The organism is Serratia sp. NA_112.1 (assembly GCF_052691715.1).
Map to the genome: position 1 here is coordinate 607,804 of NZ_JBQZFO010000001.1, position 25,255 is coordinate 633,058.

A 25,255-nucleotide genomic window follows, 5' to 3' on the forward strand; every position below is an offset into this window, starting at 1 on the left:
ATAACCCAAGGAGAACCTATGCCCCGTTTTGGCTTACAGAAGCTCTATATCAATGGCGCCTATGTAGACAGTACCGATGGAAAAACCTTCAACGCAGTGAACCCGGCAAACGGCGAAGTGCTTGCCGAAATCCAGTCCGCCAGCGCTGAAGACGTCAACCGTGCGGTGGCCAGCGCAGCCAGCGGACAAAAGGTGTGGGCGGCGATGACGGCGATGGCGCGTTCTCGCATTTTGCGTCGTGCGGTGGATATCCTGCGCGAACGTAACGACGAACTGGCCGCGCTGGAAACGCTGGATACCGGCAAGGCGATGTCGGAAACCACTGCAGTAGATATTGTCACCGGTGCTGATGTGCTGGAGTATTACGCTGGCCTGATCCCATCCATCGAGGGGCAGCAGATCCCGCTGCGCGATAGCTCCTTTGTTTATACCCGCCGCGAACCCCTGGGTGTGGTGGCCGGTATCGGTGCCTGGAACTACCCGATCCAAATCGCCTTATGGAAGTCTGCCCCCGCACTGGCGGCAGGCAACGCCATGATCTTCAAACCCAGTGAAGTGACGTCTTTGACTGCGCTGAAGCTGGCGGAGATCTACACTGAGGCTGGTCTGCCGGATGGCGTATTCAACGTGGTCACCGGCAGCGGCGCAGAAGTGGGCCAGTACCTGACCGATCACCCTGGCATCGCCAAGGTGTCGTTCACTGGTGGGGTGAAAACCGGCAAGAAAGTGATGGCTAACGCCTCCGGCTCGACGCTGAAAGAAGTCACCATGGAACTGGGTGGGAAATCGCCGCTGATTATCTTTGACGACGCCGATTTGGATCGCGCCGCTGATATCGCCATGATGGCCAACTTCTACAGCTCCGGCCAGGTGTGTACCAACGGCACGCGCGTATTTGTTCCCGCAGCGTTGCAGTCACAATTTGAAGCCAAAATCCTCGAGCGTGTAAAACGCATCCGTCTGGGAGACCCTAGCGACCCGCAAACCAACTTTGGCCCGCTGGTCAGCTTTGCGCATATGGAATCGGTGCTGCGCTTTATCGAAAGCGGCAAGAACAGCGGTGCGCGTCTGCTGTGCGGTGGCGAGCGTGTCACTGAAGGTGAATTTGCCAAGGGCGCTTATGTGGCGCCGACGGTGTTTACCGATTGCCGTGACGAGATGGAAATTGTGCGTGAAGAGATCTTCGGGCCGGTGATGAGCATCCTCAGCTATCAAAGTGAAGAAGAAGTGGTGCGCCGTGCCAACGATACCACCTTTGGTCTGGCCGCCGGAGTGGTCACTAATGATCTGACGCGTGCCCACCGGGTTATTCATCGACTGGAAGCCGGCATTTGCTGGATTAATACCTGGGGTGAATCGGCGGCAGAAATGCCGGTCGGAGGTTACAAACAGTCCGGCGTCGGCCGCGAAAATGGCCTCGGTACGCTGGAACACTACACCCAAATTAAGTCGATTCAGGTCGAGCTGGGTGAATATATTTCCATCTTTTAAACACCCCATTATCGATTAAATGCTTGTCCGGGCATCCTAAGCTATTAATCATAAAAATATATACCCAATGGATTTCAAGTCACAGCTAGGCGGCAAGTGCGGGAGTCCCCAGGAGCTTACTTAAGTAAGTGACTGGGGTGAGCGCATGCAGCCAACAACGCTGTGGCTTGAAAGACGAAGGGGATAAGGAGATATCGATGGAATACGATTACATTATCATCGGGGCCGGCTCGGCCGGTAACGTATTAGCCACCCGTTTAACCGAAGACGCTGACGTCAGCGTGCTGCTGCTGGAAGCTGGCGGCCCGGACTATCGGATGGATTTTCGCACTCAGATGCCGGCGGCGTTGGCCTTCCCGCTGCAGGGCCGCCGTTACAACTGGGCCTATGAAACCGACCCTGAGCCGAACATGAACAATCGCCGCATGGAATGTGGCCGTGGTAAAGGACTGGGCGGTTCGTCGCTGATAAACGGCATGTGCTACATCCGCGGCAACGCGATGGATTTCGATAACTGGGCGAAGGCACCGGGTCTGGAAGACTGGAGCTACCTGGACTGCCTGCCGTATTTCCGCAAGGCGGAAACCCGCGATATCGGGCCGAACGATTTTCACGGCGGCGATGGCCCGGTCAGCGTTACCACGCCGAAAGCCGGTAACAACGAATTATTCCACGCGATGGTGGAGGCTGGCGTTCAGGCGGGCTACCCGCGCACCGAGGATCTGAACGGCTACCAGCAGGAAGGCTTTGGCCCGATGGATCGCACCGTCACGCCGAAAGGCCGTCGTGCCAGTACCGCTCGCGGTTATCTCGATCAGGCGCGTTCTCGCCCTAATTTGAAGATTGTGACCCATGCACTGACCGACCGCATCCGTTTCGAGGGTAAACGTGCCGTGGGCGTTGACTACTTGCAGGGGGAAGCAAAGGAAATCACCAGTGCTCGTGCGCGTCGGGAAGTGCTGTTGTGCGCCGGGGCGATCGCCTCGCCACAGATCCTACAGCGATCCGGCGTGGGGCCGGCCGACTTGCTGAACCGGCTGGATATTGATTTGGTGCATGAACTGCCGGGTGTGGGTGAGAACCTGCAAGACCATCTGGAAATGTACCTGCAGTACGCCTGTAAAAAACCGGTGTCTCTGTACCCGGCGTTGCAATGGTTTAACCAGCCGAAAATCGGTGCGGAGTGGCTGTTCAATGGCAGCGGTATTGGTGCAAGTAACCAGTTTGAAGCCGGTGGTTTTATCCGCAGCCGTGAAGAGTTTGCCTGGCCGAACATTCAGTATCATTTCCTGCCGGTGGCGATTAACTACAACGGCAGTAATGCGGTGAAAGAGCATGGTTTCCAGGCACATGTCGGTTCGATGCGCTCCCCGAGCCGCGGCCGGGTGCAGGTCAAATCCAAAGATCCGCGTCAGCATCCGAGCATCTTGTTCAACTATATGGCGACTGAGCAGGACTGGCAGGAGTTCCGCGATGCTATCCGTATCACGCGTGAAATCATGGCGCAGCCGGCGCTCGATGAGTACCGTGGTCGCGAAATCAGCCCGGGGCCGGAAGTGCAGACTGACGAACAGTTGGACGCGTTTGTGCGTGAGCATGCCGAAACCGCTTTCCATCCTTCCTGCTCATGCAAAATGGGCGAAGATGAAATGGCAGTAGTGGATGGTCAGGGCCGGGTGCATGGCATGGAAGGGCTGCGGGTGGTGGATGCGTCAATTATGCCGTTGATCATTACCGGTAATCTGAATGCCACCACCATCATGATCGCCGAGAAAATCGCCGACCGTATCCGCCAGCGTCCACCGCTTCCGCGCAGCACTGCCGAATACTATGTGGCCGCTGACGCCCCGGCGCGTAAACAGTAACCAACATGTCCTCTTGTCGCTAAGGGGGAGGGCTGCTGTAGCAAGCACCCCCTCTCCAAAGTCCTTCCCTGAAGCGAGGGGACAATCCACCGCTTAAACCGGCAGGGAGATCGCCTGATCGAAACTGTTTGGTGTCGCCATACGCCACATACGCGCATAGAAATCGCTTTCAATCTCTTTTTGCAACAGTGCCCCAGGTTTCAGGTAGTAATAGATATTGGCATAGACTTTGATTTCCGTTGAGGTAATACGGCGCAGCATATGGTGTGAAGTCAGCTGCTCCGGACGGCTGACCCCGGCTGCCGCCAACATTTCCGCCAGCGCTTTTACCGTGTTCTGGTGAAAATGGTAAACGCGCTCCGCCTTATTTGGCACCACCAGTGCTTTCTGCCGTAGCGGATCCTGGGTGGCGACGCCGGTCGGGCAGTGGTTGGTGTGGCAACTTTGCGATTGAATGCAGCCTACAGCGAACATAAAGCCGCGCGCTGAATTCACCCAATCGGCGCCCAGTACCAATACGCTGGCGATGTCGAAGGCGCTGATAATCTTGCCGCTGGCACCGATTTTGATTTGGTCACGCAATCCACAGCCAACCAGCGTGTTATGCACGAACAACAGCCCTTCGCGCAGGGGCATGCCCATATAGTTGGACAACTCCAGCGGAGCCGCCCCGGTGCCGCCTTCTTTGCCGTCCACCACGATAAAGTCCGGCAATATTTGAGTCTGCAACATGGCCTTGGCGATGGCGACAAACTCCCAGGGGTGGCCGATACACAGCTTGAAGCCCACGGGTTTGCCGCCAGACAGCTCGCGCAGTTGCTCGATGAAGTGCATCATTTCTACTGGGGTGCTAAAGGCGCTGTGTGAGGCCGGTGAAATACAGTCGATCCCTTCTGGTACACCGCGCGTCGCGGCAATTTCTGCATCCACTTTTTTCGCCGGCAGAATACCACCATGACCCGGCTTGGCGCCCTGACTGAGTTTGATTTCAATCATTTTGACCTGTGGGTTTTTAGCCTGCTCGGCAAAGCGCTGTGGATCAAAATGGCCATCGCTGGTGCGGCAACCGAAATAGCCGCTACCCAATTCCCACACCAGATCTCCGCCGTTCTCACGGTGATAGCGGCTGATACTGCCTTCACCGGTGTCATGATAGAAATTACCCTTGGCCGCGCCCAGATTGAGGGCACGAATGGCATTGGCCGACAGCGCACCGAAACTCATGGCTGAGATATTGAAGATAGAAGCGGAGTAGGGCTGGCTGCAGCCGGGGCCGCCGATCGCCACGCGAAAGCTGGTCGGATCGGATACCGCTACCGGGCACATGGAGTGGCCGATGCATTCATAGCCGGTTTGATACACGTCCAATTGGGTGCCGAATGGTTTGTCACCCATCTCGTTTTTAGCGCGTCGATAGACCAGCGTGCGTTGGGTACGGGAGAATGGGATCTGTGCGTTATCTTCTTCCAATAAATACTGGCGTATTTCCGGGCGGATAAATTCGAAGAAGAAGCGCAGGCGGCCAATGATCGGATAGTTACGGCAGATGGCGTGGCGTTGTTGGGTCAAATCGCAAATCCCCAGTACGCTCAACCCTCCAAAAATGATCGCCGGCAGCCAAAACCAGGGTCGGTGTGGCAACAGTGCCAATGATGTCAGCGTCAACAAGAGACTCAACACAAAGCAGGTATAACGGCTGAATAAGGATGACTTCATAACATCTCCTGATGTTTTTTTAATCCAGACGACATGACTTACGGGAAAATTCCGTGGCGGGATCTTAACCAATGAACAGGAGTGTTGTGTGACTGTTTCTGCTTTGTTTCCACTTGTTGCATTAATTTAACGTGAGCGGAGAGGGGCAGGCCGCCGGGCGGCGGCCTGAAAGGTTATTTACCGGCGACGAAGATGGTACTCATGCTGCGCAAACGCAGTTTCTTCATCGCGCTGTACTTCTGCGAGAAAATGGTTTTGGGGTGAGTGCCGCGCTTTTGGGCAATGTGCAGCAGGCTGTCACCGCGCAGCAGATTGAAAATAACGTCACTTTCCGCTGGGCTGAGTTCCCGGGTTTTCTGCATTTTTATCCCGCCGGGCTCTTTGCTTTCCAACAGGGTTTGTATTTTTTCCTGCAGTGAATAAAGTGGGATGCGGGTAGAGACCAGCTCAACGGAAATGCCCAGAATCGACAACAGTTTCACTACGCGCTCATCGTCATAAAACACCAGCAGGCGTGTTTTCGAGTTGTATTGCTGATGCAAAGACACCAGGCTTTCAATGACGTTGACGCTTTGTTCCAGATTCTGGGAGGTGAAGATCAGCGCGATGTCGTGCTTGATTATTTTCTCCGCCTTAGCGCCACCGTGCATAAAATCCGAAAACAGTCTGATATCGTACTTGCCGTAATGTTTTTTCAGTAATACCGAAAGGCCGACATAGCTGTACTTACACTCACTAATAACAAGGACATTGTTTTAGACATAATGGTAAATACCCATAATGAGTTAAAAGTATTCAGCTGTAAGAAGCGAGTTCAAATCCTTGATGTCGGATTCCTTCCACAGCTTTCCCTGCAGTGCGTAATATGGCATTTCGTCCAGCCATTTTTTATGTTCGGGAGTTTCTACTCCTTCGATAATCACCTTATAATTATTAAGGTGAAAAAAGCGCAATAAAGCGCGCATTAAACCTTCACCGCCGGACTTTTTCATAAAGTTCCATAGTAAAAAACGGTCCAATTTAACGAAGCGAAATTGGCTGTTATACAATGCGGAAAAGCCCGCATAGCCAGAACCAAAATCATCAAGCCAAAATGAATAACTCTTGAGAGAGGGATCGCCGTGGACACGATCCTTTACCAATCGGGTTGAGTTCTCGCTGATTTCAAAATGAATACAGCGAGTAGCACTAATTCTTTCTGCAAAATGGCTATTAGATAAAGACCTCAGAGAATGATCATCCACATTTAATGTGGCTATAACCTGATTATCACGAAACCAGTGATTATATTTTTCTATCAGACTGACCTGCTCTAACAGAATCTCAATACGGGTGGCGCTATCGGCAGATCGAAAGAACTGTTCAGGAGAGAAATGTGCATATCCACTATTAAAATTGAATCGTGACAGGCACTCAACGGCCAGCAATTGTCCGGACTTTGCGAACATTGGCTGGAAAACATAATTAATCCCGTTATTTTTCTCTCTAAAAGAACTGTGCATTCCTCAATCCCTCGATTGATATACAACCATATGTTTTATAACGAAAATAAAATTAAATATGTCTATTTTTGGGTAAGATTCTTATTTAATGTAGTCAGGATGAGCAATGCCGCTTACAGGCAGTTAAACGCGCAATTTGTTGCCAAGTCCAAACCACTAAAAAAGTAACAAATCGTAAGTATTTAGAATAATATGCTGCTAATCAGGTCTTAGGGTAAAACATCCAACTGCATGAATTTCCCAAACACAGATTATTCCTATTCGATTGAATCGTCAACATCGATCGATAGGTATTTGTTGATAGTTTATTCCTATCAAGAGGGATGTTATGAATGTTTTAAACGATTTAACAATAAGAATACGCTTAGTCTATATTTCGGCGGGTAATGGATTCATCGGGCTTCATTCCTGACAAGGAGTTGCATCGCTGAATGTACTTAATGGTTGTATTAATTCATCGAGAGTCTAAATATGAAAATCTCTAAACTTTCTGCTGTATTAGCATTGGCTGTAAGCACCGTGGGTATTTCTTCTTTCGCTGCACAAGCTGCGGACGGTACTATTACTTTCAACGGTAAAGTGACCGATCAAACTTGTACTATCAGCACCCCAGGCGGTAAAGATTTCACCGTAACTCTGCCAACTGTTTCTGCTTCTACTCTGGCAACTCAGAATTCAACTGCTGGCCGTACTCCATTTGCGATCAACCTGACCCAATGTTCTAGAGGCCAGGTAGCGACTTATTTTGAACCAGGTGCAACTGTTGATTTCAACTCTGGCCGTCTGAATAACCAGGCACGGACTGACGCGGCAACTAACGTGCAGATTCAACTGCTGGGTAGCAACAACCAATTCCTGCCTATCCTGGCAGCTGGTGCTAATGGCGCACAGCAGAACTCCCAGTGGGTTACTGTTGCTAACGACGCTGGCTCTGCTAACCTGAACTACTATGCAGAGTATTTCGCGACTAGCGCAGCAGGTGCTGGTGATGTTACTTCTAGCGTGCAATACACCATCATTTACCAATAAGTAATATTCTTATTCTGGCGGGTGGTTAATTCCTCCCGCCGTTTTTCCCTACCGTAGTGATAAAATAATGAAAAATTCATTTAAAAAATACAGTGTATTGTTGATCGCCGCGCTATTTAGCAGCAGCGTTTTTTCCAGTGTCATCATTAACGGTACGCGTATTATTTATCCGGGAAAACAACGGGAAGTTACCGTCCAATTATCAAATAATGGAGCTTCACCGGCATTAATCCAATCCTGGATTGACGAAGGCGATGCGAAAACCACGCCTGAAAACAGCAAGGCGCCATTTATCGTTTCTCCACCAATCAGCCGTGTTGAACCAGCTACAGGTCAGGCACTGCGTGTATCACTGACCACTTCTGCATTGGCTCAAGATAAAGAATCCCTGTTCTGGTTGAACGTATTGGAGATCCCTCCTGCACCGACCGGGGCAAACAGTACCACGCCTGAGAACTTTCTCCAGGTGGCTTTCCGCACCCGCGTCAAACTGCTGTATCGTCCGGCCGGCCTGACTGGCGAAGCGAACGATGCCCCAGAAAAATTGCAGTGGCGCTTTAGCAGCGCCGGCGTCAGCGTGAAAAACCCAACGCCTTATTACGTGTCGTTTACCGAAATCGATGCCGTCGTCAACCAGAAGAAAGTACCGTTGGCACCCCATGGCGACATGCTGGCCCCAGGCCAGGAAAAAACCCTGTCGTTCTCCGGTGACAGCTCACGTATTGCCGACGTTGCATTTACCACCATTAACGATTTTGGCGGACGCGTGTCCCGCACTAAGAATAAGCAAAAGTAGCTCTTGGAAGAGAGCCTCTTACCCCAGAGTTTGCGGATAGGGGGAGCTTAATTTGGTAAAGGAATGCTTTATATGAAAGAGTTACCTATCTCTGCAGCTATTAAATTGGCGCTATTTAACTGCAAATCAATTTTATTGGTATCCGGTAGCGCACTCTGCCTGGTTTCCTCCGGTTTTGTCTGGGCGGAAACGGCCGCCGACAACAAGAAACCGGCCGCGCCTGTTGAAGCTTCCTTCAACAGTAATTTCTTAATCGGGGATGCACAGGGCGTCGATCTTTCGCGTTTCCGTGATGGCAACCCTATTCTGGCGGGTAAATATTCACTCGATATTTATGTGAATGGTGAATGGAAAGGCAAAAAAAGTATCGACTTTAAGAACGTGCCGGGAAAAAACAGTGCAGATACCTGTTTTAGCCTGTTGTCGTTGGATGAGTTTGGTGTTGATACCGCCGCGATGAGCAGCGATCCTTCTATTAATACCGACACTTGTAAAAGTTTGTCTCAGTGGGTACCAGAAGCTTATTACCGCCTTGATACCAGTTCGTTACGTATGGATATCAGTATCCCGCAGGCGGCCTTGCGCCGTAGTGCCCGTGGCTATGTCGATCCAAAATTCTGGGATCGCGGCATTACCGCCGGCAGCCTGTCGTATAATTTTAACGCTTTCAATACCCGCAGCTCTGCTAACGGCAGCAATTCTGACTCAACCAATGCTTACCTGACGTTGAATGCAGGGTTAAACGTAGCTGGCTGGCAGTTGCGTCATGATTCAAACGTTAACTGGCGTTCCAACGAAAGTACCCACTGGCAAAACACTGCCACCTACGCGCAACGGGCCATTCCGGGGGTGCGTGGCATGCTTACGTTGGGCGACAGTTACACCAGTGGCGACTTCTTTGAGTCGATTGGTTTTCGTGGTGTGCAAATCGCTACGGATGACCGCATGTTGCCGGATTCTCTCACTGGCTATGCGCCAGTCGTTCGCGGCGTGGCTCAAAGCAATGCCCTGGTAGAAATTCGCCAGAATAACCAGCTGATTTATCAAACTACCGTTGCCCCGGGCGAGTTCGTCATTAACGATCTGTACCCTACCGGTTACGGCGGCGATCTGAATGTTACCGTTAACGAAGCCGATGGTAGCAAGCGCCAGTTTAGCGTGCCTTACGCATCCGTGGCGCAGATGCTTCGCCCAGGTATTCAGCGTTATGCCATGACCGCAGGCCGAGTGCGCGATGATAATTTGAGCAAGGAACCCGACATGTTCCAGGCGACTTATCAGCGCGGGTTTACCAATATTATTACCGGTTACACCGGTGCGATCGCCAGCGATGGTTATGGTGCGGTCTTACTGGGAAGTGCGGTGGCAACGCCGGTCGGTGCCTTTGCTCTGGATGTGACTCAGTCCAACACTCGTCTGAAGCAAGGTGACCAATCAGGTCAAAGTTATAAGCTCAGTTACAGTAAGTTGATGACGGAAACCAACACCAACTTCACGATTGCTGCTTATCGCTATTCGACTTCGGGTTATCTCTCCTTGCGCGATGCCGTGTTCTCACGTGACAACGAACGAAAAGGTTTGAGTGCAGATGCGGTTAACCGTCAGCGCAGTGAATACAAACTGACTCTAAACCAGGGGCTGGGCGACAACTATGGTTCCATGTACATCACTGGCTCGGTGCGTGATTACTGGAACCGCGGCGGCAACACCAAGCAGTACCAGGTGGGTTATAACAACTATTATGGGCGTGTTACTTACGGTCTTTCCGCCATTCGCACCTCGGATATGTATAACCGTGATGAAACTCGTTATTACCTGACCATGTCGATTCCGTTCAGCGTAGGTTCACAAACCCTGAGCCTGAACAGCTCATTGGGCTATACCGATAACGGTTATGACAGTAGCCGCCTGGGTATTAACGGTTCTACCGGTGAAGACAACAACATTAGCTACAGTGCAACGCTGGCCAACGATCAATACGGCGGTACCAATAGCAGCGTGAGCGGTGAATATCGTAGCCGGTTCTCGACGCTTAACGGCTCTTACAGCTACGGCAAAGATTATCGTCAGTCGTCGGTTGGAGCCTCGGGTAGCATAGTCGCCCACAGTGGCGGCGTTACCATGACGCCACAGCGCGGTCAGACCATGGTTCTGGTAGAAGCACCAGACGCCGCTGGCGCTATTGTGACCAATTCACCGGGGGTGCGTATCGACGATAACGGTTATGCAGTAGTCCCTTATGTGGCGCCATACCGTATGACTAACGTCACGCTCGATCCGGGCGGCATGTCGCGCGACGTGGAGCTGGAGAGCAGCAGCCAGCAGGTTGCTCCTTATGCTGGAGCTATTACCCGACTGGAATTTAAGACCACCAAAGGGCAGGCAATGATCATTCATGCCCGCGGTCCTGATGGCAATGCGTTACCCTTTGGTGCCGAAGTTCTGGACACCCGCAATCAGGTTGTCGGCATTGTCGGTCAGGGCAGCCGTATTTACATGCGTACCGAAGCGCGCAAAGGTTTGTTGCAGGTTAAGTGGGGCACGCAGCCAACGCAACAGTGTTCAGTCAGCTACAGTGCCAAAGCGCAGAACAATAATACTGACTACGAAATTATTGAAGCGAGTTGCAAATGATAAAATTAACGTGGGTTCCATCGCTGCATAAAAGGTCAGCGAAATACCTGATGCTGTTCGGGCTGATGTTGGTTGGCAGTCAAAGCGCATATGCCGCCTGTTTCGTTAGGTCTGGTTACCAGGCTCAGGTGATCAATATGAGGCTTGGGCGTGTGTTGGTAACACCTGGCCGTCAGGTCGGTGATACCCTGGCCACCGGTCAGTTCCCGATCAATCCGGTTATTAATATCGCCAGTTGTTCAAGAGGCGGCATCGCGATGGGTAGGATTATGCAAGGCAGCTCTACCAGTTTTACCAATGTGTGGAGCACCAATATTCCGGGGATCGGTATCCGTTTGTACCGTGAAGCAGGTTCTGTCAGTAACTTCTACCCGCATGATCTGAGATTTCCCAATACTCCTAATAATAATGTTAACCTTAACGGCGGTTATTTCAAGATCGATATTGTTAAAACTGCTGCGCAGACCGGCACCGGCCAACTGACCACTGGGCTTTATACCAATTATTATATGGATGGTAGCGGCCCAGGATTGCCATTGCTGCAATCGATTGTCGACGCCAATAGTCTGACAATCGTGACTTCAACCTGTAATGTCGACAGCGGTTCCAAAAACAAGGTTGTTCCTCTGGATTCTGTCACGGCAGCTTCTTTTGGTGGTGTTGGTTCAACTCAGGGTGAGAAGGCTTTTGATATTAATATCAATTGCGTAGGTGGCGTGGGTGAGAATCTGTTGCCTGGGAGTGCTGGGCAGGGAATTGTGAATGTGCGTTTCGATTACACACAGGATCCTTCGAATGCGCCGGGCGTGATCAAATCAGAGGCCGGTGCCAACACAGCATCTGGCGTTGCCATACAGCTGCTGGCCGGCAATACCACACAGCCGATTAAGAAGGGTGATGCGGTCAATGCCGGACGTACTATCCCTAATCAAGCCAATACATTAACCCTGCCTCTAAAGGCGCGTTATTATCGTACTGGCTCGACGATTAAAGGCGGTAATATAACGTCGACCGCCGTTTTTACCATCGAATACAACTAAGTTTGCCGGTATTAAAAAAAGCCAATGGATTAGCCCATTGGCTTTTAGGTTGCTGACAAAGCAGGAAAAAGCGTGGTTTTTCCTGCTTTGTGGTGATCGGCCGAAAATCAATAAATTGATTTTCCTGATTTTTATTTATCGGCCTCTACTCGCTCTGGGCAGGAATGAGGTTTGTCATCAGTCTGAAAGCCAATGGATTAGCCCATTGGCTTTTTGTTTCTCTCAGTGCTGACCAACCCAGTTGGTGTAGACCCCGTCCAGACACTTATCTGCATACCACAGATGCACCCCCGGCGACTCGTGGCGATGGCCGCTCAGCGGTTCGATAACCTGTGGGCGCATTTCTGCGACATCCCAGCGTGTAGTACGGCGATACACCGCCGGCGTTTTGCCGAACTGTTTTTTAAATGCGCGCGAAAATGACGGTTGGGAATCAAAGCGGAACTGCAGGGCGATGTCGAGAATAGAACGAGGGCTTGAACGTAACGCCTGTGCCGCCTGCGAAAGACGACGCTCGCGGATATAGCTGCCCAGTGCGTGGCCAGTGGTGCTGCGGAACATCCTTTGCAGATGCCATTTGGAGTAGCCTGACTTCGCCGCTACGTTGTCTAACAGCAAGGGTTGATCCAGATGATTTTCAATCCAGTCCAGCAAATCGTGAATGATATTGACGCGATCCATGTTTGAGTTCTCCCGCAGTACGACATTCAGGTCAGTGTAGGTAAGAGTAATTATCCAAGATTATTCTTTGATAATAAGCCGCAGCACAGGGTTAAGCAAGTGTTAACTAGGGTGCTAAAGGGTGCTAAAAGTGCTCTTGCCGTCGCGGAAAAATGAAAAAGGCCGCACGAGGCGGCCTTAAAGCGAGTAGGGAAACGGCTATCAGTTAGTTTCCGGCTTCACTTCGATGTAGTCCAACTGCAACACGCTGCTGGTGTAGCCACGGATCTTGTTGGTCATTTCAATATTGCCGTTCAGCTTGTGGCCGTAGGACGGAATGATCTCTTTCAGCTTGCTCTGCCATTCCGGCGTCGCCACTTTATCTTTGAACACGGTTTCCATCAGGTGCAGCATGATCGGTGCCGCAGTAGATGCGCCCGGTGATGCACCCAGCAGGGCGGCAATGCTGCCATCCTTAGCGCTGACCACTTCGGTACCGAACTGCAACAGGCCACCTTTTTCATCGTCTTTCTTGATGATTTGCACGCGTTGGCCAGCAGTCCACAGCTTCCAGTCAGCCTGTTTGGCCTCAGGGAAATACTCTTTCAGCGCGGCGAAGCGGTCGTCGTCGTTCATCATCAACTGACCCACCAGGTATTTCACCAGGTCGAAGTTATCCAGACCGACGTGAGTCATTGGCATTAGGTTGGAAGTGCTCAGAGAATGCAGCAGATCGAACAGTGAACCGTTTTTCAGGAACTTGCCGGAGAAGGTGGCGAACGGCCCGAACAGCAGGACGCGTTTGCCATCAAGCATACGGGTATCCAGGTGCGGAACCGACATTGGTGGCGAACCTACGCTGGCCAGGCCATAAACCTTGGCCAGATGCTGGTTGGCAATTTCCGGGTTGGTGGTCACCAGGAACTGACCGCCGACCGGGAAGGCGCCGTAACCTTCGGCTTCAGGAATGCCGGTTTTTTGCAGCAGCGTCAGGGAAGCACCGCCCGCGCCGATAAACACGAACTTGGCGTTAACGGTGGTTTCTTTGCCGTCACGGTTCAGATCGGCCACGGTTACGCGCCAGGTATTGTCGTCGTTGCGTTTGATATCGCGCACTTCATGGCTGAGGTTCAGCTTGAAGTTTGGATTTTTGGTCAGCGTATCCACCAGTTGGTGGGTGATCACGCCAAAGTTAACGTCAGTGCCCAGCGGCATGCGGGTGGCGGCAATTTTTTGCTTAGGATTGCGACCGTCCATGACCAGCGGTGCCCACTGTTTAATCTGGTTGACGTCCTCTGAGTACTCCATACCACGGAACAGGGTGCTGTGCTGCAGCGCCGCATAGCGTTTGCGCAGGAAGTTGACGTTATCGTCACCCCAGACAAAGCTCATGTGCGGCACGCTGTTGATAAAGGATTTTGGATCTTTCAGGACGTTATTTTTAACCTGATAAGACCAGAATTGACGAGAGATTTCAAAAGCCTCGTTCACCACCACGGCTTTGCTGATATCAATGCTGCCGTCTTTTTTTTCTGGGGTGTAGTTCATTTCAGCGAAGGCTGAGTGGCCGGTACCGGCGTTATTCCAGCCGTTGGAGCTTTCTTCCGCTACGCCATTCATGCGTTCATACATGTCGATGGACCAGTTTGGCTCCAGCTCATGCAGGTAAGTCCCCAAAGTGGCGCTCATGATGCCGCCGCCGATCAGAACCACATCAACGGTCTTATTCTCTTCTGCTGTTGCCTGTTGCGTGACGCCAAATAGGTTCAGACAGAAAATTAGGACGAGTAATTTTCTCATTAATTCAAATCTCTTGTGTGTAAATTCTACTCATTGCAGGTGAAAGAATTTATCGGGAGCTACCCTGGAAATAAGTGAAATCAACCCGTCCGGCAAAACCGGATTGCAGTGATAATGTCTTTTTGTTAATCATTTTTTTAACGAAAAGTGGATTATTACAGGCTGCCTGGGGACAGATTGTTCAACTCTGGTTACTGAGGGGATATTATTGTTTGCAATATTGTTAAAAACTACTTTTGTAATTAAAAAAAGCGGATTAAAGGCAGGAATAATTCATTTGTTATTTCTATTTAAATATAACCGCTATATTTACAGGGTTTAATTGCCGCGGATTTATACGATATTCAGCTATCACACAATATTTATAGAACAATTGCAAATGTCCTCGTAACAAAAAGAAAATGGCCGCCGCGCGGGGCGACCATTAACCGGTTAACGCGCTTGCCAAACTCCGCTGGGGAGGGTGTCGGCGATGTAAGTGCTGAAATCGCGCGGTGCACGCCCAAGGCTACGCTGGACATCATCGGTCAATGACGCGTTGCGTCCATCCAGTACGGTGCTGAACAGATACTCCAGCAGCGTGACCATTTCTGCCGGCAGTTGCGCCTCGCGCAGATATCCGACGTAATCTGCCACCGGCACCTGCTGATAGTGGATTTCACGCCCAGCGGCGGCGGCAATCTCGCCAATGGCCTGTTCAAAGGTCATCAGACGCGGGCCGGTCAATTCATAATGCGTATTGCTGTGGCCGGGTTGGGTGAGGGCAGCAACCGCAACATCGGCAATATCTTCCGCATCAATAAAAGGCTCTGGGATCTCGCCTGGTGGCAAATAGACTGCGCCGTTAAGCAATTCATCAAGAATAAAACTTTCGCTGAAGTTTTGCATAAACCAACTGGCGCGCAATATCGTCCAGTCTGCCCCACTGCGTTCAACCACCTCTTCCGCCTGACGGGCCTCGTCTTCGCCGCGCCCGCTGAGCAACACTATTTTTTGGACGCCGCCAGTTACCGCCTGTCGGCAAAAACGTTCAACGATTTCGGTGGCGCCCGGTACTGCCAGATCGGGTTGAAAGCTGAGATAAAGTTTTTTCACATCCTGCAAGACGGGTTGCCAGGTGGTGCTGTTCTGCCAGTCGAAAGGGATGGCGGCACTACGATGCCCGGCACGCACCGGTATACCCTGCTGTTGCAAGCGTGCTAGCACACGGCTACCGGTTTTTCCGCTAGCGCCTAAAACCAGAATGGGTGAACTCTTTTCGTTGCTGCTCATAGCGTTGCTCCAAATATGAGTGTTACTCATGTTTTGTAAATATGATAAACCCTCGTATTATTGTCAAGGCGGTTTTTGTTCAAAGGACGATGCATGATGAATGATAAGCAAAAAAATATTGCCGCCCTGCGGCGTAAACCCAGCCAGACACGTAGCCGTGAGAAGGTGAAGCTGATCCTCGATTGTGCAACTGCGCTGATAGCCCAGCAGGGCAGTGACGCGATGCGTATGAGTGAAGTGGCGCAAAATGCCGGTATTTCGATTGGCGCTCTGTACCAGTATTTCCCAGATAAAACCGCTATCGTGCGCGTGTTGGCGCAACGTTATAACCAGGAGGCGCGTGAATGCATCGAGCAAGGCTTGATTCAGGTACAGACGTTGCCGCAGTTGATAGACGCTTTTAACTGCCTGATTGACGAATATTACGCCTTGTTTATGGCTGAGCCGGTGATGCGGGATATCTGGGCGGCGACCCAGGCCAACAAAACGCTGCGTGAAGAAGAAGTGGCGGAAAGCCGGTTGAACGGCGCACTGCTGGCAACGGCGATACGCCGGTTACGGCCGCAGTCAGACGCGGCGGCGGTGGAAAATGCCGCTTTCCTGTTGATGCATTTAGGGGAAGCGACGATGCGACTGGCGGTGAGTACCGGCCCGGAAGAGGGCTGCGATCTGGTCGCGAGCTATAAGCAAATGGCAGCCAAGATGCTGGCTGACGCTTAGCGGCGCTCCGGTGCCGAAGCCTGACGATCGGTTTACTTAAACGCCATGGCGTCGCGCAGGGTAGAGAACAGATCCGTCTGATCGGTCAGGCCAACGACGTTGGCGGCATGGGGGCCGTAAGCAGCCACCCGCAGTTGAGTGCCGGTGTGCCCCTGTGAGTCTTCCTCTGAATTACCGTAGCTGATGGTCATCGGCGCGACATCTTTGGTGGTCAGCGTTTGCGTCAGGCCTGGGGCCTTGGCGTCGGCGGCGTAATCTGGCTGGAGTGGGCGTGGTCGGCGGTGACGATCACCAGGGTGTTGCCATCCGCGCGGGCGAATGCCAGGGCTTTCTGTACCGCTTCATCCAGATCGACGGTCTCGCCAAATTGGCCGCACGGGTTGGCAGCATGATCCTGTTTGTCGATCGACGCCCCTTCAATCTGCAGGAAGAAACCGTTCTGGTTGGTTTTCAGCAGGTCGATGGCTTTTTCAGTCATCGCCGCCAGCGTCGCATTATTCGCTGCGGACGGGAATATTCAGGCCGCGTTGTACTGCCGGACGGGCCAGGCCGCGTTCCAGCCATTGCCTTACCCGCGGGAAGCTATCGAACTCGACCAACTCACGGGCTTCGTAAAAGCCGATCAGGTTACGTACCCAGCCCAGCAATGAAATATCGGCAATGCTGTAATCCTGGCCCATGATCCAGTCACGGCCTGCAAGCCGGGTTTCCAGTACGCCGAGCAGGCGTTTGGATTCATTTTTATAGCGTTCCAGCGGACGTTTATCCTCATATTCGCGACCGGCGAATTTGTGGAAGAAGCCGAGTTGACCGAACATCGGGCCCACTGCCGCCATCTGGAAAAATACCCACTGGATGGTTTCGTAGCGCAGAGCGGGATCCTGTGGCAGGAATTTGCCGCTTTTTTCCGCCAGGTACAGCAGAATAGCGCCGGATTCAAACAGCGCCAGCGGTTTACCGTTCGGGCCGTTAGGATCGATGATCGAGGGGATCTTGCCGTTCGGGTTCAACGACAGAAACTCGGGCGTCCAGGTTTCGTTGTTGCCGATATCGATCAGGTGCGGTTCATAAGCCAGACCGATTTCCTCCAGCATGATGGAGACTTTGACCCCGTTGGGCGTAGGCAATGAGTAAAGTTGTAGTCTTTCCGGGTGTTGAGCGGGCCAGCGTTTGACGATCGGGAATTGGCTTTGGTCGAGCATGACGAGTCCTCGGGTTGACGATTTGCCTATTGAGTATTGCAGCAAAGTTAACGCGGCGCAGGGTTAAAGCGTGAGGCCAAAATGTGCTGTCAGCGCTTTTTTACCGGCGGGGGTGAGCTGTAACTCGCGGCTTTCAAGCTGACGCCTGATCCAACCGCGATCGATAAAAGTACTGAGCACAGCCGCACCCAGTGCGCCGCCAAGATGAGCCTTACGTTCGCTCCAGTCCAGACAGCCACAGGCAAAACGCCGCCGTGAAAGCGCAGCCGAACAGTCGATGCCTAGTTCGGTTAACGCAGTGCGGCCGCTGTCCGTCAATTGGTAGTCTTCTTCGCCCTCCAGCCAGCTTAGCTGGTGCAGGCGGTCATGCAGTTTTACCGCCACCTCCCCGGCCATATGGTCGTAACAGGTGCGTGCAAATTGCAATGAGGTTGGGGTAGTGCTTTTCACCACCGGCGTTTCGACACCGGCCAGCGCCATCAGCGTTTCCAGTACGGCAGCCACCGCCGGGCTTGCCAGGCGGAAATAGCGATAGCGCCCCTGCCTGACGCAGACGATCAAGCGCTGCTCCTGCAAACGTGCCAGATGCCCGCTGGCGGTAGAGGCGGCAACGTCCACCGCCGCGCTCAGTTCGGTAGCGGTATAGGCACGCCCATCCATCAACAGGCACAACATGCGTGCCCGGCTGCGGTCGGCAATCGCGGCGGTCAATGCGGTAAGACGATCTTCAATATCGATGTTGTTCATACTTCGAGATTAGACAAAGTATGGCTGCAGGGCTAGCGCTAGGATGGGTTTTCACACTGGTCCAGTTCAACGGAGAACATCATGACGGTTTGTCCCTATTCCCGTGCTCTTGCTGCTGTTACTTCTGAAGATCCACTCGCTGACTATATGCAGATGGTGCCGATGGCATTTCAGCCGGACTTGCAATGTTGGGTCGTGGCTTCCCCGGCGGCAGTCCGTGAGATTTTGCACAGTAGCGATTTTGGGGTGCGCCCAGCACATGAACCTATTCCTGCTGCGTTGTTAAATACGCCTGCACAGTCTATTTTCGGTGCTCTGGTGCGCATGCAGGATGGTGAGCAACATCTCAAACTCAAAGCGACCATCTTGCAGACGTTATCTGTTTTTGATGCGGCGCGGATCGAGAACACCGCATTGGCCGTAGCGCAAGAATTAATGGTTTCCTTGCCGGACGCAAACCAGCTCACTCGATTTAACTATGCCTTGCCAGTGTGTGTTATCGCTTCACTGCTGGGTGTTCCTATCGGCGAATGGCCAGCATTAGTCGACGACATTCTGGATTTTTCCCGCTGCATTGCGCCAGGTGGCAGTGAGCAGCAGGTGGAAAGAGGGATCCTGGCTGCGGGGCGCGTATTAGCACATCTGGAAGGCTGTTGCGGGCCATTATGGTTGGGGTTACAGCATTCATGCGCGATGCACGGTATTGATCGTCAGATAGCAATGGTCAATGCCATTGGCTTGATGTTTCAGGCCTGTGAAGGAACCGCCGGCTTAATCGGCCAGGCATTGCTGCTGAAGCGCAGCCACGCGGGGAGTGCGCAGCAACTGATTGAGAAAGTCTTGTCTGACGCACCCCCGATTCAGAATACCCGCCGTTTTGCGCTACGGGATACGCAGGTGGCGGGGTACCCGATATTGGCTGGGCAGAGGGTTTTGGTGTTGTTGTGTACGGGGGCCGAAAGTTTTGCTTTTGGTGAGGGTGTACATCGCTGCCCGGGGGCGGATTGGGCAAGAATTATCGCGCGGTGTGGCATTCAGCATTTATCAGCATTGGGTCTTGATCTGCAACTGCTGCACAACGCCCGTTGGTGGGTTTCGCAAAATGCGCGCGTGCCCGAATTTACCTCTGACAGGAAATCACTATGATTGCCGTTATTTTTGAACTGCAGGCCGCCGACGGCCAGCGCGAAACCTATCTTGAGTTGGCGACTGAATTGAAGCCACTGTTGGCAGAGATAGACGGATTTATTTCGATTGAACGCTTCCAAAGCCTGGCCGATCCGCAGCGGCTACTGTCACTGTCTTTTTGGCGTGATGAAGCGGCAGTCCAGCAGTGGCGCAATATCGAGCAGCACCGCGCCGCACAAAAACGTGGCCGCCATGGCGTGCTGGCACAGTATCGCCTGCGGGTGGCGGAGGTGGTGCGTGACTATGGTCTGGATCAACGGGGGCAGGTGCCGCAGGACAGCCGCGGCTATCATGCTGATTGACAATTCTTGGGGGGTATCTTATTGATAGCTTATGAACAGAAACCGTTTTGCATTCGCGCAGATTATTATCACCATTCACAGAGTGGTGGGATAGCGCGTCTGTTTTAAGCGAAAACCCGCCAGCCAGGCGGGTTAAGTGCTTCCTCCTGCTGGTAATTATCCCTTTGGAGGAACCCATGAAAAACCATTCCCCCTCAGTTTTACATATGATGTGTGGCAAAGCCGGTTCAGGCAAATCAACGATAGCGCACAGCCTTGCGCAGCAGCCCCAAACGCTGCTGATGGTCGAAGATAACTGGCTGGCGACGCTGTATGAACAGCAGATGGCGACTTTGCAGGATTATGTTCACTACTCAGCCCGGCTACGCGAAGTTTTGAGCGAGCATATTGTGCAGCTGTTGCGTAATGGGCTGTCGGTAGTGCTGGATTTTCCGATGAATACGCCCGATCGGCGGTTGTGGGCAAGGCAATTAGCCGAGCGAGCTGGCGTTGACCACTGTCTGCATTTTATCGATGTCAGTGATGCATTATGTAAAAGCCGGATAAAGCTCAGAAATGAGCAGGGTGACCATCCCTTTACGTTAAGCGAAGAGACATTCGATCTACTTACTCAGTACTTTGTTCCCCCCGCAGAAGAAGAGTGTTTGAGCGTTATACGCTATTCCTGAGCGTCCCGTAATAAGGCAGGCCCTTATGTGGGCGCTGCCTTATTCATCGGGTTATCAGAAAGGCTTGGTCGGCAGGTATTTACCGTCGAGGGTGATTACTGCGCGTTCGCCACCGTCCGGGTCCGGTACCTTTTTGATATCCAGCTTGAAGTTAATGGCGCTGATAATGCCGTCGCCAAACTGCTCATGCACCAGGGCTTTCAGCGTGGAACCGTAGATCTGCACCATTTCGTAGAAGCGATAAATGGTCGGGTCGGTCGGCACGCCGCCGGGGATGCTGCCGCGTAGCGGAATGGTCTGTAACAAGCGAATGGCGTCCTCATCCAAATCCAACTTCTCTGCCACCACGCGGGCGGCCTGTTCCGGCAGCGGATGCTGGCCGAGCAAAGCGGCGGTGACGAACGCCAGGCTTAACCCGGTGCCCTGGTTAATCGCTTCGAAGGTCAGGTTTTTGCGGATCTTGGCCATCATAATGGTGTCGGTCAGGGTTTCGCGGGGGGATGAGTAGTGCAGTGACTGAGTCATAATGTTTCCTTAATAAATGAAATTAAAAGCGTGATACGGCAGGGGTTGCCGTGACCTCAGGATTTGTGGCCAGCGGAATAAAACGGCGGGTTTCGCCATCCAGCGCTTCAATGCCGCCGCTGGCGATGTCATACACCCAACCGTGCAGCTTCAACCGGCCTTGTTCAAGCGCCAATGCCACCGATGGGTGGGTTTTGATATTGTTCAGCTGTGCGATGACGTTCTCACGCACCATCGAATTGACTTTCTCGCTGTCGGATGCATGCTGATAAGCCTGATTGACCGCCTTGGCGGAGTCGGCATAGCGCAGCCAGTTAGCCACGGTCGGCATATGTTCCAGACACTGGCAGGTGGCGATGGCGGTCATTGCGCCACAGTCGGAATGCCCGCAGATCACGATATCTTCAACCCCGAGCGCAGCGACGGCATATTCCACCGAGGCGGAGACCCCACCGGGTTCCGGGCCGAACGAAGGCACGATATTGCCAGCATTGCGGATCACGAACAGGTCGCCCGGTTCGCGCTGGGTAATCAGTTCCGGCACCAGGCGGCTGTCGGAACAGGAGATAAACAGGGTGCGCGGGCTCTGCTGGGTCGCCAGCCGTTGAAACAGTGCCGTGCGTTCGACAAACGCCTCGCGCTGGAACTTCAAAAAGCCTTCAATAACCTCTTTCATACTGTCTCCATCAGGGGGCTGTTAAGCGATGGATGTATCTTGCGCCGCTCTGGCTATAGGGTCTAAGACCCATTTATAATGATTGTCATAGGAATTACTTATAGTAGGGGCGCTATGCTGTTAAGACATATTCGTTATTTTCTGGCCGTTGCCGAGCAGGGCAACTTCACCCGCGCTGCCGAAGTGCTGCACGTCTCGCAGCCCACGCTGTCACAGCAAATCAAACAGCTGGAGGAAACGCTGGGTACGCCGCTGTTTGATCGCAGTGGCCGTACGGTGCGCCTGACCGATGCCGGTGTGGCCTGGATGCGCTATGCCCGTCTTGCGTTGCAGGATCTGGATGAAGGCGTACGCGCGATCCATGACGTGGCGACGCTGGAGCGCGGCAATCTGAGGTTGGCAATGACGCCGACCTTTAGCGCCTATCTGGTTGGCCCGGTTATCGATGCCTTTTATCGGCGTTATCCGGGCATATCTCTGAGTATTCAGGAAATGACGCAGGACAGAATCGAGGCGTTGCTGGCAGAGGACAGGTTGGATTTGGGGATTGCTTTTGGCCAGGCGCAGTCGGTAGATATCGAGGCCACAGACCTGTTTAGTGAATCGTTGAATATGGTGGTTGGCGCAGATCATCTTTTGGCCCAACGGCAACACCCTTTGACGGCGGAGGAGCTTGAACGGCAACCCCTGGCTTTGCTGAGCGAAGATTTTGCTACCCGTCAGTTCATCGATGGTTATTGCCGCCAGCAGAGTATCTGCCCGCTGGTGGCGGTAGAGGCCAATGCGATTGGTGCTATCCTCGAGATTGTGCGCCGTGGTCAACTGGCCACCATTCTACCGGCGGCGATTGCCCAGGCGGATCCGCAGTTGCGGTCGGTGCAACTTGTCGCCGCCTTGCCGGCGCGTCGGGCGGTATTACTGCAACGTAAGAGCGCTTACCGCAGCGCGGCATCGCAGGCGTTTGTAGCGGTTTTACATCAGCAGGATTTGATGTCGGCACATGCCAACCCGGTCTATACCCGTCATACTTGAAGCTGCATCTGTGTTGGCTGCGTTTGCTCACCCCTGTCACTTACCTGAGTAAGCTCCTGGGGATTTACAAACTTGCCGCCTTGATGCAACTCCAATTATTTAGGGTATAAAACCGGTTGAATAGGGAGACTTTTATGAAAATGATTTTTCGCGTTGTGACTTTGTTCGTTGTCTCTTTCTGTTCCTTCTACGGCTATACCGCTGAGCAAAGCAGTGAAGAGACAGAAAATGTTTTATCCAGGGTTAACAACTTCTCTTTGGGAATGAATGGGTTTGTTGGTATTGGCAGCGTTGGCGAGACCGAGTTAATAAAAATCCTAACCTATCAGGATGCGGGAGCCATTTTCTTGCGCATTGCCAAAAATCCGCAGGCAACGCCAGAAGCCAAACTTTATGCCGCCTGTGGCTTAAAAAAGCTTAACAACAACGGCGAAGCCGATTTTGCCCAGGAGTGGGATAAACAGGTTTCGGTATTGAAAGGGGATATTTTAAGGACAGAAAAATTTAAAGAGGTCTATTTCACTATCTTAAAGCATGGCTGCTGGTGAGTGTATTTATTTCCCCTCAATCCGCCGGATGGGATTTACTGCCTCCGGCCTTAAGAACACCGCGTGGTGCCTGGCTTTTTCTGCCACCGCATCATTGCTCAAATTGTCACCAAAACTTCCCGCGATCTCTTATCACCGTTATGGCATAATGCGCGCCAAATCACATTCCTAATGATATGAAGAGCGAGCGCTGTGTTAAGCACTAACAACATTACTATGCAGTTTGGCAGTAAGCCGCTGTTTGAAAACATCTCTGTAAAATTTGGTGGCGGTAACCGCTATGGTTTGATCGGGGCCAACGGCTGCGGCAAATCCACCTTTATGAAAATCCTGGGCGGCGATCTGGTACCGAGCGGCGGCAACGTGTTCCTCGATCCGAACGAGCGTCTGGGTAAACTGCGTCAGGATCAGTTTGCTTTTGAGCAATACAGCGTGCTGGACACTGTTATCATGGGCCACCATGAACTGTGGGCAGTGAAAGAAGAGCGTGACCGTATTTACGCTATGGCCGAAATGAGCGAAGAAGACGGCTATAAAGTAGCCGATCTGGAAGTGGCTTACGGCGAAATGGACGGTTACACTGCCGAAGCGCGTGCCGGCGAGCTGCTGCTCGGTGTTGGCATCCCGGTCGAACAGCATTATGGCCCGATGAGCGAAATCGCACCTGGCTTCAAACTGCGTGTGTTGCTGGCGCAGGCACTGTTCTCCGATCCGGAAATCCTGCTGCTCGACGAACCCACCAACAACCTGGACATCGATACTATTCGCTGGCTGGAACAGGTGCTGAACGAGCGTAACAGCACCATGGTTATCATTTCGCACGACCGTCACTTCCTGAACATGGTGTGTACTCACATGGCGGATCTGGACTACGGCGAACTGCGCGTATATCCGGGCAACTACGACGAATATATGACGGCGGCCACTCAGGCGCGTGAACGTCTGGTGGCGGATAACGCCAAGAAGAAGGCACAGATTAACGAACTGCAGTCGTTCGTCAGCCGGTTCAGTGCCAACGCCTCCAAATCCAAGCAGGCAACCTCACGTGCCCGTCAGATCGATAAGATCCAGCTGGAAGAAATTAAGGCTTCAAGCCGTCAGAACCCGTTCATCCGTTTCGAACAGGACAAAAAACTGTTCCGTAACGCACTGGAAGTGGAAGCGCTGGCCAAAGGCTTCGACAACGGTCCTCTGTTCAGCAAGTTCAATCTGATGGTTGAAGTGGGCGAGAAAGTGGCGGTGTTGGGCCCGAACGGTATCGGTAAATCTACCCTGCTGAAAACCCTGGTTGGTGATGCACAACCGGACAGCGGCAGCGTGAAATGGTCTGAGAACTCCAGGATCGGTTACTACGCGCAGGATCACGAATACGAGTTCGATGATACCCTGACGGTATTCGACTGGATGAGCCAGTGGAAGCAGGAAAAAGACGACGAGCAGGCAGTCCGCAGCGTACTGGGTCGTTTGCTGTTCAGCCAGGACGACATCAAGAAGAAAGTGAAGGTGTTGTCAGGGGGGGAGAAGGGCCGCATGTTGTTCGGCAAGTTGATGATGCAACGCCCTAACATCCTGATTATGGATGAACCCACCAACCACCTGGATATGGAATCCATCGAATCGCTGAACATGGCGTTGGAAATGTACGAAGGCACCCTGATCTTCGTTTCCCACGACCGTGAGTTCGTCAGCTCGCTGGCGACCCGCGTACTGGAAATGACACCGACCAAGGTCATCGACTTTACCGGCAACTACGAAGACTATCTGCGTAGCCAGGGTATCGTGTAACACACTGGTAGGGGCGTTGCATGCAGCGCCTGTAAATTGACCAGTAATCTGAGGCGG

23 protein-coding genes and 1 pseudogene are annotated in these 25,255 nt (G+C 52.5%); 13 read left to right on the forward strand and 11 right to left on the reverse strand.

From position 1 onward, the window contains the following. The first annotated feature begins 18 nt into the window (after positions 1-18). Together betB and betA are read left to right on the forward strand one after the other, a co-directional pair. Entirely contained in the window at positions 19-1,491 is a 1,473-nt protein-coding gene (gene betB / locus ACUTQ5_RS03050; protein ID WP_445650023.1) for a betaine-aldehyde dehydrogenase, read from the forward strand. 197 nt (positions 1,492-1,688) lie between these two features. Continuing rightward, the gene (gene betA / locus ACUTQ5_RS03055; protein ID WP_445650024.1) at positions 1,689-3,356 is read left to right on the forward strand and encodes a choline dehydrogenase; all 1,668 of its coding nucleotides are present in this window, start codon (positions 1,689-1,691) and stop codon (positions 3,354-3,356) included. A gap of 93 nt (positions 3,357-3,449) precedes the next feature. Here betA and ACUTQ5_RS03060 read toward each other — a convergent pair whose 3' ends face one another. The 3 genes from ACUTQ5_RS03060 to ACUTQ5_RS03070 form a co-directional block, all read right to left on the reverse strand. Continuing rightward, positions 3,450-5,072 (reverse strand): FMN-binding glutamate synthase family protein, encoded by a 1,623-nt coding sequence (locus ACUTQ5_RS03060; protein WP_445650025.1) that lies wholly within the window; start codon positions 5,070-5,072, stop codon positions 3,450-3,452. Between the two features lie 173 nt (positions 5,073-5,245). After that, entirely contained in the window at positions 5,246-5,722 is a 477-nt protein-coding gene (locus ACUTQ5_RS03065; protein WP_445650026.1) for a helix-turn-helix transcriptional regulator, read from the reverse strand. Positions 5,723-5,857: 135 nt separating this feature from the next. After that, entirely contained in the window at positions 5,858-6,574 is a 717-nt protein-coding gene (locus ACUTQ5_RS03070; protein ID WP_445650027.1) for an EAL domain-containing protein, read from the reverse strand. Between the two features lie 471 nt (positions 6,575-7,045). Between ACUTQ5_RS03070 and ACUTQ5_RS03075 the strand changes: the two genes are divergently transcribed. The 4 genes from ACUTQ5_RS03075 to ACUTQ5_RS03090 all read left to right on the forward strand — a co-directional run bounded on the left by ACUTQ5_RS03075 (position 7,046) and on the right by ACUTQ5_RS03090 (position 12,073). After that, positions 7,046-7,603, forward strand: coding sequence for a fimbrial protein (locus ACUTQ5_RS03075; RefSeq protein ID WP_445650028.1), 558 nt, complete (start codon positions 7,046-7,048; stop codon positions 7,601-7,603). 67 nt (positions 7,604-7,670) lie between these two features. Beyond that, positions 7,671-8,399, forward strand: coding sequence for a fimbrial biogenesis chaperone (locus ACUTQ5_RS03080; RefSeq protein WP_445650029.1), 729 nt, complete (start codon positions 7,671-7,673; stop codon positions 8,397-8,399). Positions 8,400-8,471: 72 nt separating this feature from the next. Continuing rightward, the gene (locus tag ACUTQ5_RS03085; protein ID WP_445650030.1) at positions 8,472-11,033 is read left to right on the forward strand and encodes a fimbria/pilus outer membrane usher protein; all 2,562 of its coding nucleotides are present in this window, start codon (positions 8,472-8,474) and stop codon (positions 11,031-11,033) included. Next, positions 11,030-12,073: a fimbrial protein gene (locus tag ACUTQ5_RS03090; protein WP_445650031.1), complete on the forward strand. Its 1,044-nt coding sequence runs from the start codon at positions 11,030-11,032 to the stop codon at positions 12,071-12,073. Before ACUTQ5_RS03085 ends, ACUTQ5_RS03090 begins: the two co-directional genes overlap by 4 nt. Positions 12,074-12,295: 222 nt before the next feature. Here the strand turns inward: ACUTQ5_RS03090 and ACUTQ5_RS03095 are convergent, their stop codons facing one another. From ACUTQ5_RS03095 to ACUTQ5_RS03105, 3 genes are all read right to left on the reverse strand, one after another. Beyond that, positions 12,296-12,754 carry a helix-turn-helix domain-containing protein gene (locus ACUTQ5_RS03095; RefSeq protein WP_445650032.1) on the reverse strand — a complete coding sequence of 153 codons (459 nt, stop codon included), beginning with the start codon at positions 12,752-12,754 and terminating at the stop codon, positions 12,296-12,298. 201 nt (positions 12,755-12,955) lie between these two features. Beyond that, on the reverse strand, positions 12,956-14,533 hold the full coding sequence (gene mqo, locus ACUTQ5_RS03100; protein WP_445650033.1) for a malate dehydrogenase (quinone): 1,578 nt from the start codon (positions 14,531-14,533) through the stop codon (positions 12,956-12,958). 432 nt (positions 14,534-14,965) lie between these two features. Then, on the reverse strand, positions 14,966-15,805 hold the full coding sequence (locus tag ACUTQ5_RS03105; protein WP_445650034.1) for an NmrA family NAD(P)-binding protein: 840 nt from the start codon (positions 15,803-15,805) through the stop codon (positions 14,966-14,968). 93 nt (positions 15,806-15,898) lie between these two features. On the opposite strand from ACUTQ5_RS03105, the gene ACUTQ5_RS03110 reads away from it, so the two are divergent. After that, positions 15,899-16,525, forward strand: coding sequence for a TetR family transcriptional regulator (locus tag ACUTQ5_RS03110; RefSeq protein WP_445650035.1), 627 nt, complete (start codon positions 15,899-15,901; stop codon positions 16,523-16,525). 32 nt (positions 16,526-16,557) lie between these two features. Here the strand turns inward: ACUTQ5_RS03110 and ACUTQ5_RS03115 are convergent. From ACUTQ5_RS03115 to ACUTQ5_RS03125, 3 genes and pseudogenes are all read right to left on the reverse strand, one after another. Then, a pseudogene (locus ACUTQ5_RS03115) lies at positions 16,558-17,015 on the reverse strand (alkaline phosphatase); the annotation flags it as partial. 4 nt (positions 17,016-17,019) lie between these two features. Continuing rightward, a complete protein-coding gene (locus tag ACUTQ5_RS03120) occupies positions 17,020-17,727 on the reverse strand; it encodes a glutathione S-transferase N-terminal domain-containing protein (protein WP_445650036.1) in 708 nt (235 codons plus the stop codon). Between the two features lie 63 nt (positions 17,728-17,790). Continuing rightward, complete coding sequence (locus ACUTQ5_RS03125) at positions 17,791-18,474, reverse strand: ArsR/SmtB family transcription factor (protein WP_445650037.1); 684 nt, start codon at positions 18,472-18,474, stop codon at positions 17,791-17,793. An 81-nt stretch (positions 18,475-18,555) separates the two neighbouring features. Between ACUTQ5_RS03125 and ACUTQ5_RS03130 the strand changes: the two genes are divergently transcribed. The 3 genes from ACUTQ5_RS03130 to ACUTQ5_RS03140 all read left to right on the forward strand — a co-directional run bounded on the left by ACUTQ5_RS03130 (position 18,556) and on the right by ACUTQ5_RS03140 (position 20,632). After that, positions 18,556-19,620 carry a cytochrome P450 gene (locus ACUTQ5_RS03130; RefSeq protein ID WP_445650038.1) on the forward strand — a complete coding sequence of 355 codons (1,065 nt, stop codon included), beginning with the start codon at positions 18,556-18,558 and terminating at the stop codon, positions 19,618-19,620. Beyond that, positions 19,617-19,964, forward strand: a complete 348-nt coding sequence (locus ACUTQ5_RS03135) for an antibiotic biosynthesis monooxygenase family protein (RefSeq protein ID WP_445650039.1) — start codon at positions 19,617-19,619, stop codon at positions 19,962-19,964. Before ACUTQ5_RS03130 ends, ACUTQ5_RS03135 begins: the two co-directional genes overlap by 4 nt. A gap of 176 nt (positions 19,965-20,140) precedes the next feature. Next, complete coding sequence (locus ACUTQ5_RS03140) at positions 20,141-20,632, forward strand: AAA family ATPase (protein WP_445650040.1); 492 nt, start codon at positions 20,141-20,143, stop codon at positions 20,630-20,632. A 54-nt stretch (positions 20,633-20,686) separates the two neighbouring features. Here the strand turns inward: ACUTQ5_RS03140 and cynS are convergent, their stop codons facing one another. Further along, the gene (cynS, locus tag ACUTQ5_RS03145) at positions 20,687-21,157 is read right to left on the reverse strand and encodes a cyanase (RefSeq protein ID WP_012005966.1); all 471 of its coding nucleotides are present in this window, start codon (positions 21,155-21,157) and stop codon (positions 20,687-20,689) included. 22 nt (positions 21,158-21,179) lie between these two features. Then, positions 21,180-21,833 (reverse strand): carbonic anhydrase, encoded by a 654-nt coding sequence (locus tag ACUTQ5_RS03150; RefSeq protein WP_445650041.1) that lies wholly within the window; start codon positions 21,831-21,833, stop codon positions 21,180-21,182. Between the two features lie 114 nt (positions 21,834-21,947). Here ACUTQ5_RS03150 and cynR point away from each other — a divergent pair, with 114 nt between their 5' ends. The 3 genes from cynR (at position 21,948) to ACUTQ5_RS03165 (ending at position 25,198) form a co-directional block, all read left to right on the forward strand. Further along, positions 21,948-22,865 (forward strand): transcriptional regulator CynR, encoded by a 918-nt coding sequence (gene cynR, locus ACUTQ5_RS03155; protein WP_445650042.1) that lies wholly within the window; start codon positions 21,948-21,950, stop codon positions 22,863-22,865. A gap of 134 nt (positions 22,866-22,999) precedes the next feature. After that, entirely contained in the window at positions 23,000-23,413 is a 414-nt protein-coding gene (mchS3, locus tag ACUTQ5_RS03160; protein WP_445650043.1) for an MchS3 family protein, read from the forward strand. 192 nt (positions 23,414-23,605) lie between these two features. Further along, positions 23,606-25,198 carry an ABC-F family ATPase gene (locus ACUTQ5_RS03165; RefSeq protein WP_445650044.1) on the forward strand — a complete coding sequence of 531 codons (1,593 nt, stop codon included), beginning with the start codon at positions 23,606-23,608 and terminating at the stop codon, positions 25,196-25,198. Positions 25,199-25,255 lie beyond the last annotated feature (57 nt).

Coding starts and splice junctions, on each gene's coding strand:
- ACUTQ5_RS03105 (WP_445650034.1), bottom strand. CDS start 15,805: ATGAGCAGCAACGAAAAGAGTTCACCCATTCTGGTTTTAGGCGCTAGC.
- mchS3 (WP_445650043.1), top strand. CDS start 23,000: ATGAAAATGATTTTTCGCGTTGTGACTTTGTTCGTTGTCTCTTTCTGT.
- ACUTQ5_RS03140 (WP_445650040.1), top strand. CDS start 20,141: ATGAAAAACCATTCCCCCTCAGTTTTACATATGATGTGTGGCAAAGCC.
- ACUTQ5_RS03095 (WP_445650032.1), bottom strand. CDS start 12,754: ATGGATCGCGTCAATATCATTCACGATTTGCTGGACTGGATTGAAAAT.
- ACUTQ5_RS03080 (WP_445650029.1), top strand. CDS start 7,671: ATGAAAAATTCATTTAAAAAATACAGTGTATTGTTGATCGCCGCGCTA.
- betA (WP_445650024.1), top strand. CDS start 1,689: ATGGAATACGATTACATTATCATCGGGGCCGGCTCGGCCGGTAACGTA.
- cynS (WP_012005966.1), bottom strand. CDS start 21,157: ATGACTCAGTCACTGCACTACTCATCCCCCCGCGAAACCCTGACCGAC.
- ACUTQ5_RS03085 (WP_445650030.1), top strand. CDS start 8,472: ATGAAAGAGTTACCTATCTCTGCAGCTATTAAATTGGCGCTATTTAAC.
- ACUTQ5_RS03135 (WP_445650039.1), top strand. CDS start 19,617: ATGATTGCCGTTATTTTTGAACTGCAGGCCGCCGACGGCCAGCGCGAA.
- ACUTQ5_RS03090 (WP_445650031.1), top strand. CDS start 11,030: ATGATAAAATTAACGTGGGTTCCATCGCTGCATAAAAGGTCAGCGAAA.
- cynR (WP_445650042.1), top strand. CDS start 21,948: ATGCTGTTAAGACATATTCGTTATTTTCTGGCCGTTGCCGAGCAGGGC.
- ACUTQ5_RS03110 (WP_445650035.1), top strand. CDS start 15,899: ATGATGAATGATAAGCAAAAAAATATTGCCGCCCTGCGGCGTAAACCC.
- ACUTQ5_RS03125 (WP_445650037.1), bottom strand. CDS start 18,474: ATGAACAACATCGATATTGAAGATCGTCTTACCGCATTGACCGCCGCG.
- mqo (WP_445650033.1), bottom strand. CDS start 14,533: ATGAGAAAATTACTCGTCCTAATTTTCTGTCTGAACCTATTTGGCGTC.
- ACUTQ5_RS03075 (WP_445650028.1), top strand. CDS start 7,046: ATGAAAATCTCTAAACTTTCTGCTGTATTAGCATTGGCTGTAAGCACC.
- ACUTQ5_RS03130 (WP_445650038.1), top strand. CDS start 18,556: ATGACGGTTTGTCCCTATTCCCGTGCTCTTGCTGCTGTTACTTCTGAA.
- ACUTQ5_RS03120 (WP_445650036.1), bottom strand. CDS start 17,727: ATGCTCGACCAAAGCCAATTCCCGATCGTCAAACGCTGGCCCGCTCAA.
- ACUTQ5_RS03065 (WP_445650026.1), bottom strand. CDS start 5,722: ATGCACGGTGGCGCTAAGGCGGAGAAAATAATCAAGCACGACATCGCG.
- ACUTQ5_RS03150 (WP_445650041.1), bottom strand. CDS start 21,833: ATGAAAGAGGTTATTGAAGGCTTTTTGAAGTTCCAGCGCGAGGCGTTT.
- ACUTQ5_RS03070 (WP_445650027.1), bottom strand. CDS start 6,574: ATGCACAGTTCTTTTAGAGAGAAAAATAACGGGATTAATTATGTTTTC.
- ACUTQ5_RS03060 (WP_445650025.1), bottom strand. CDS start 5,072: ATGAAGTCATCCTTATTCAGCCGTTATACCTGCTTTGTGTTGAGTCTC.
- betB (WP_445650023.1), top strand. CDS start 19: ATGCCCCGTTTTGGCTTACAGAAGCTCTATATCAATGGCGCCTATGTA.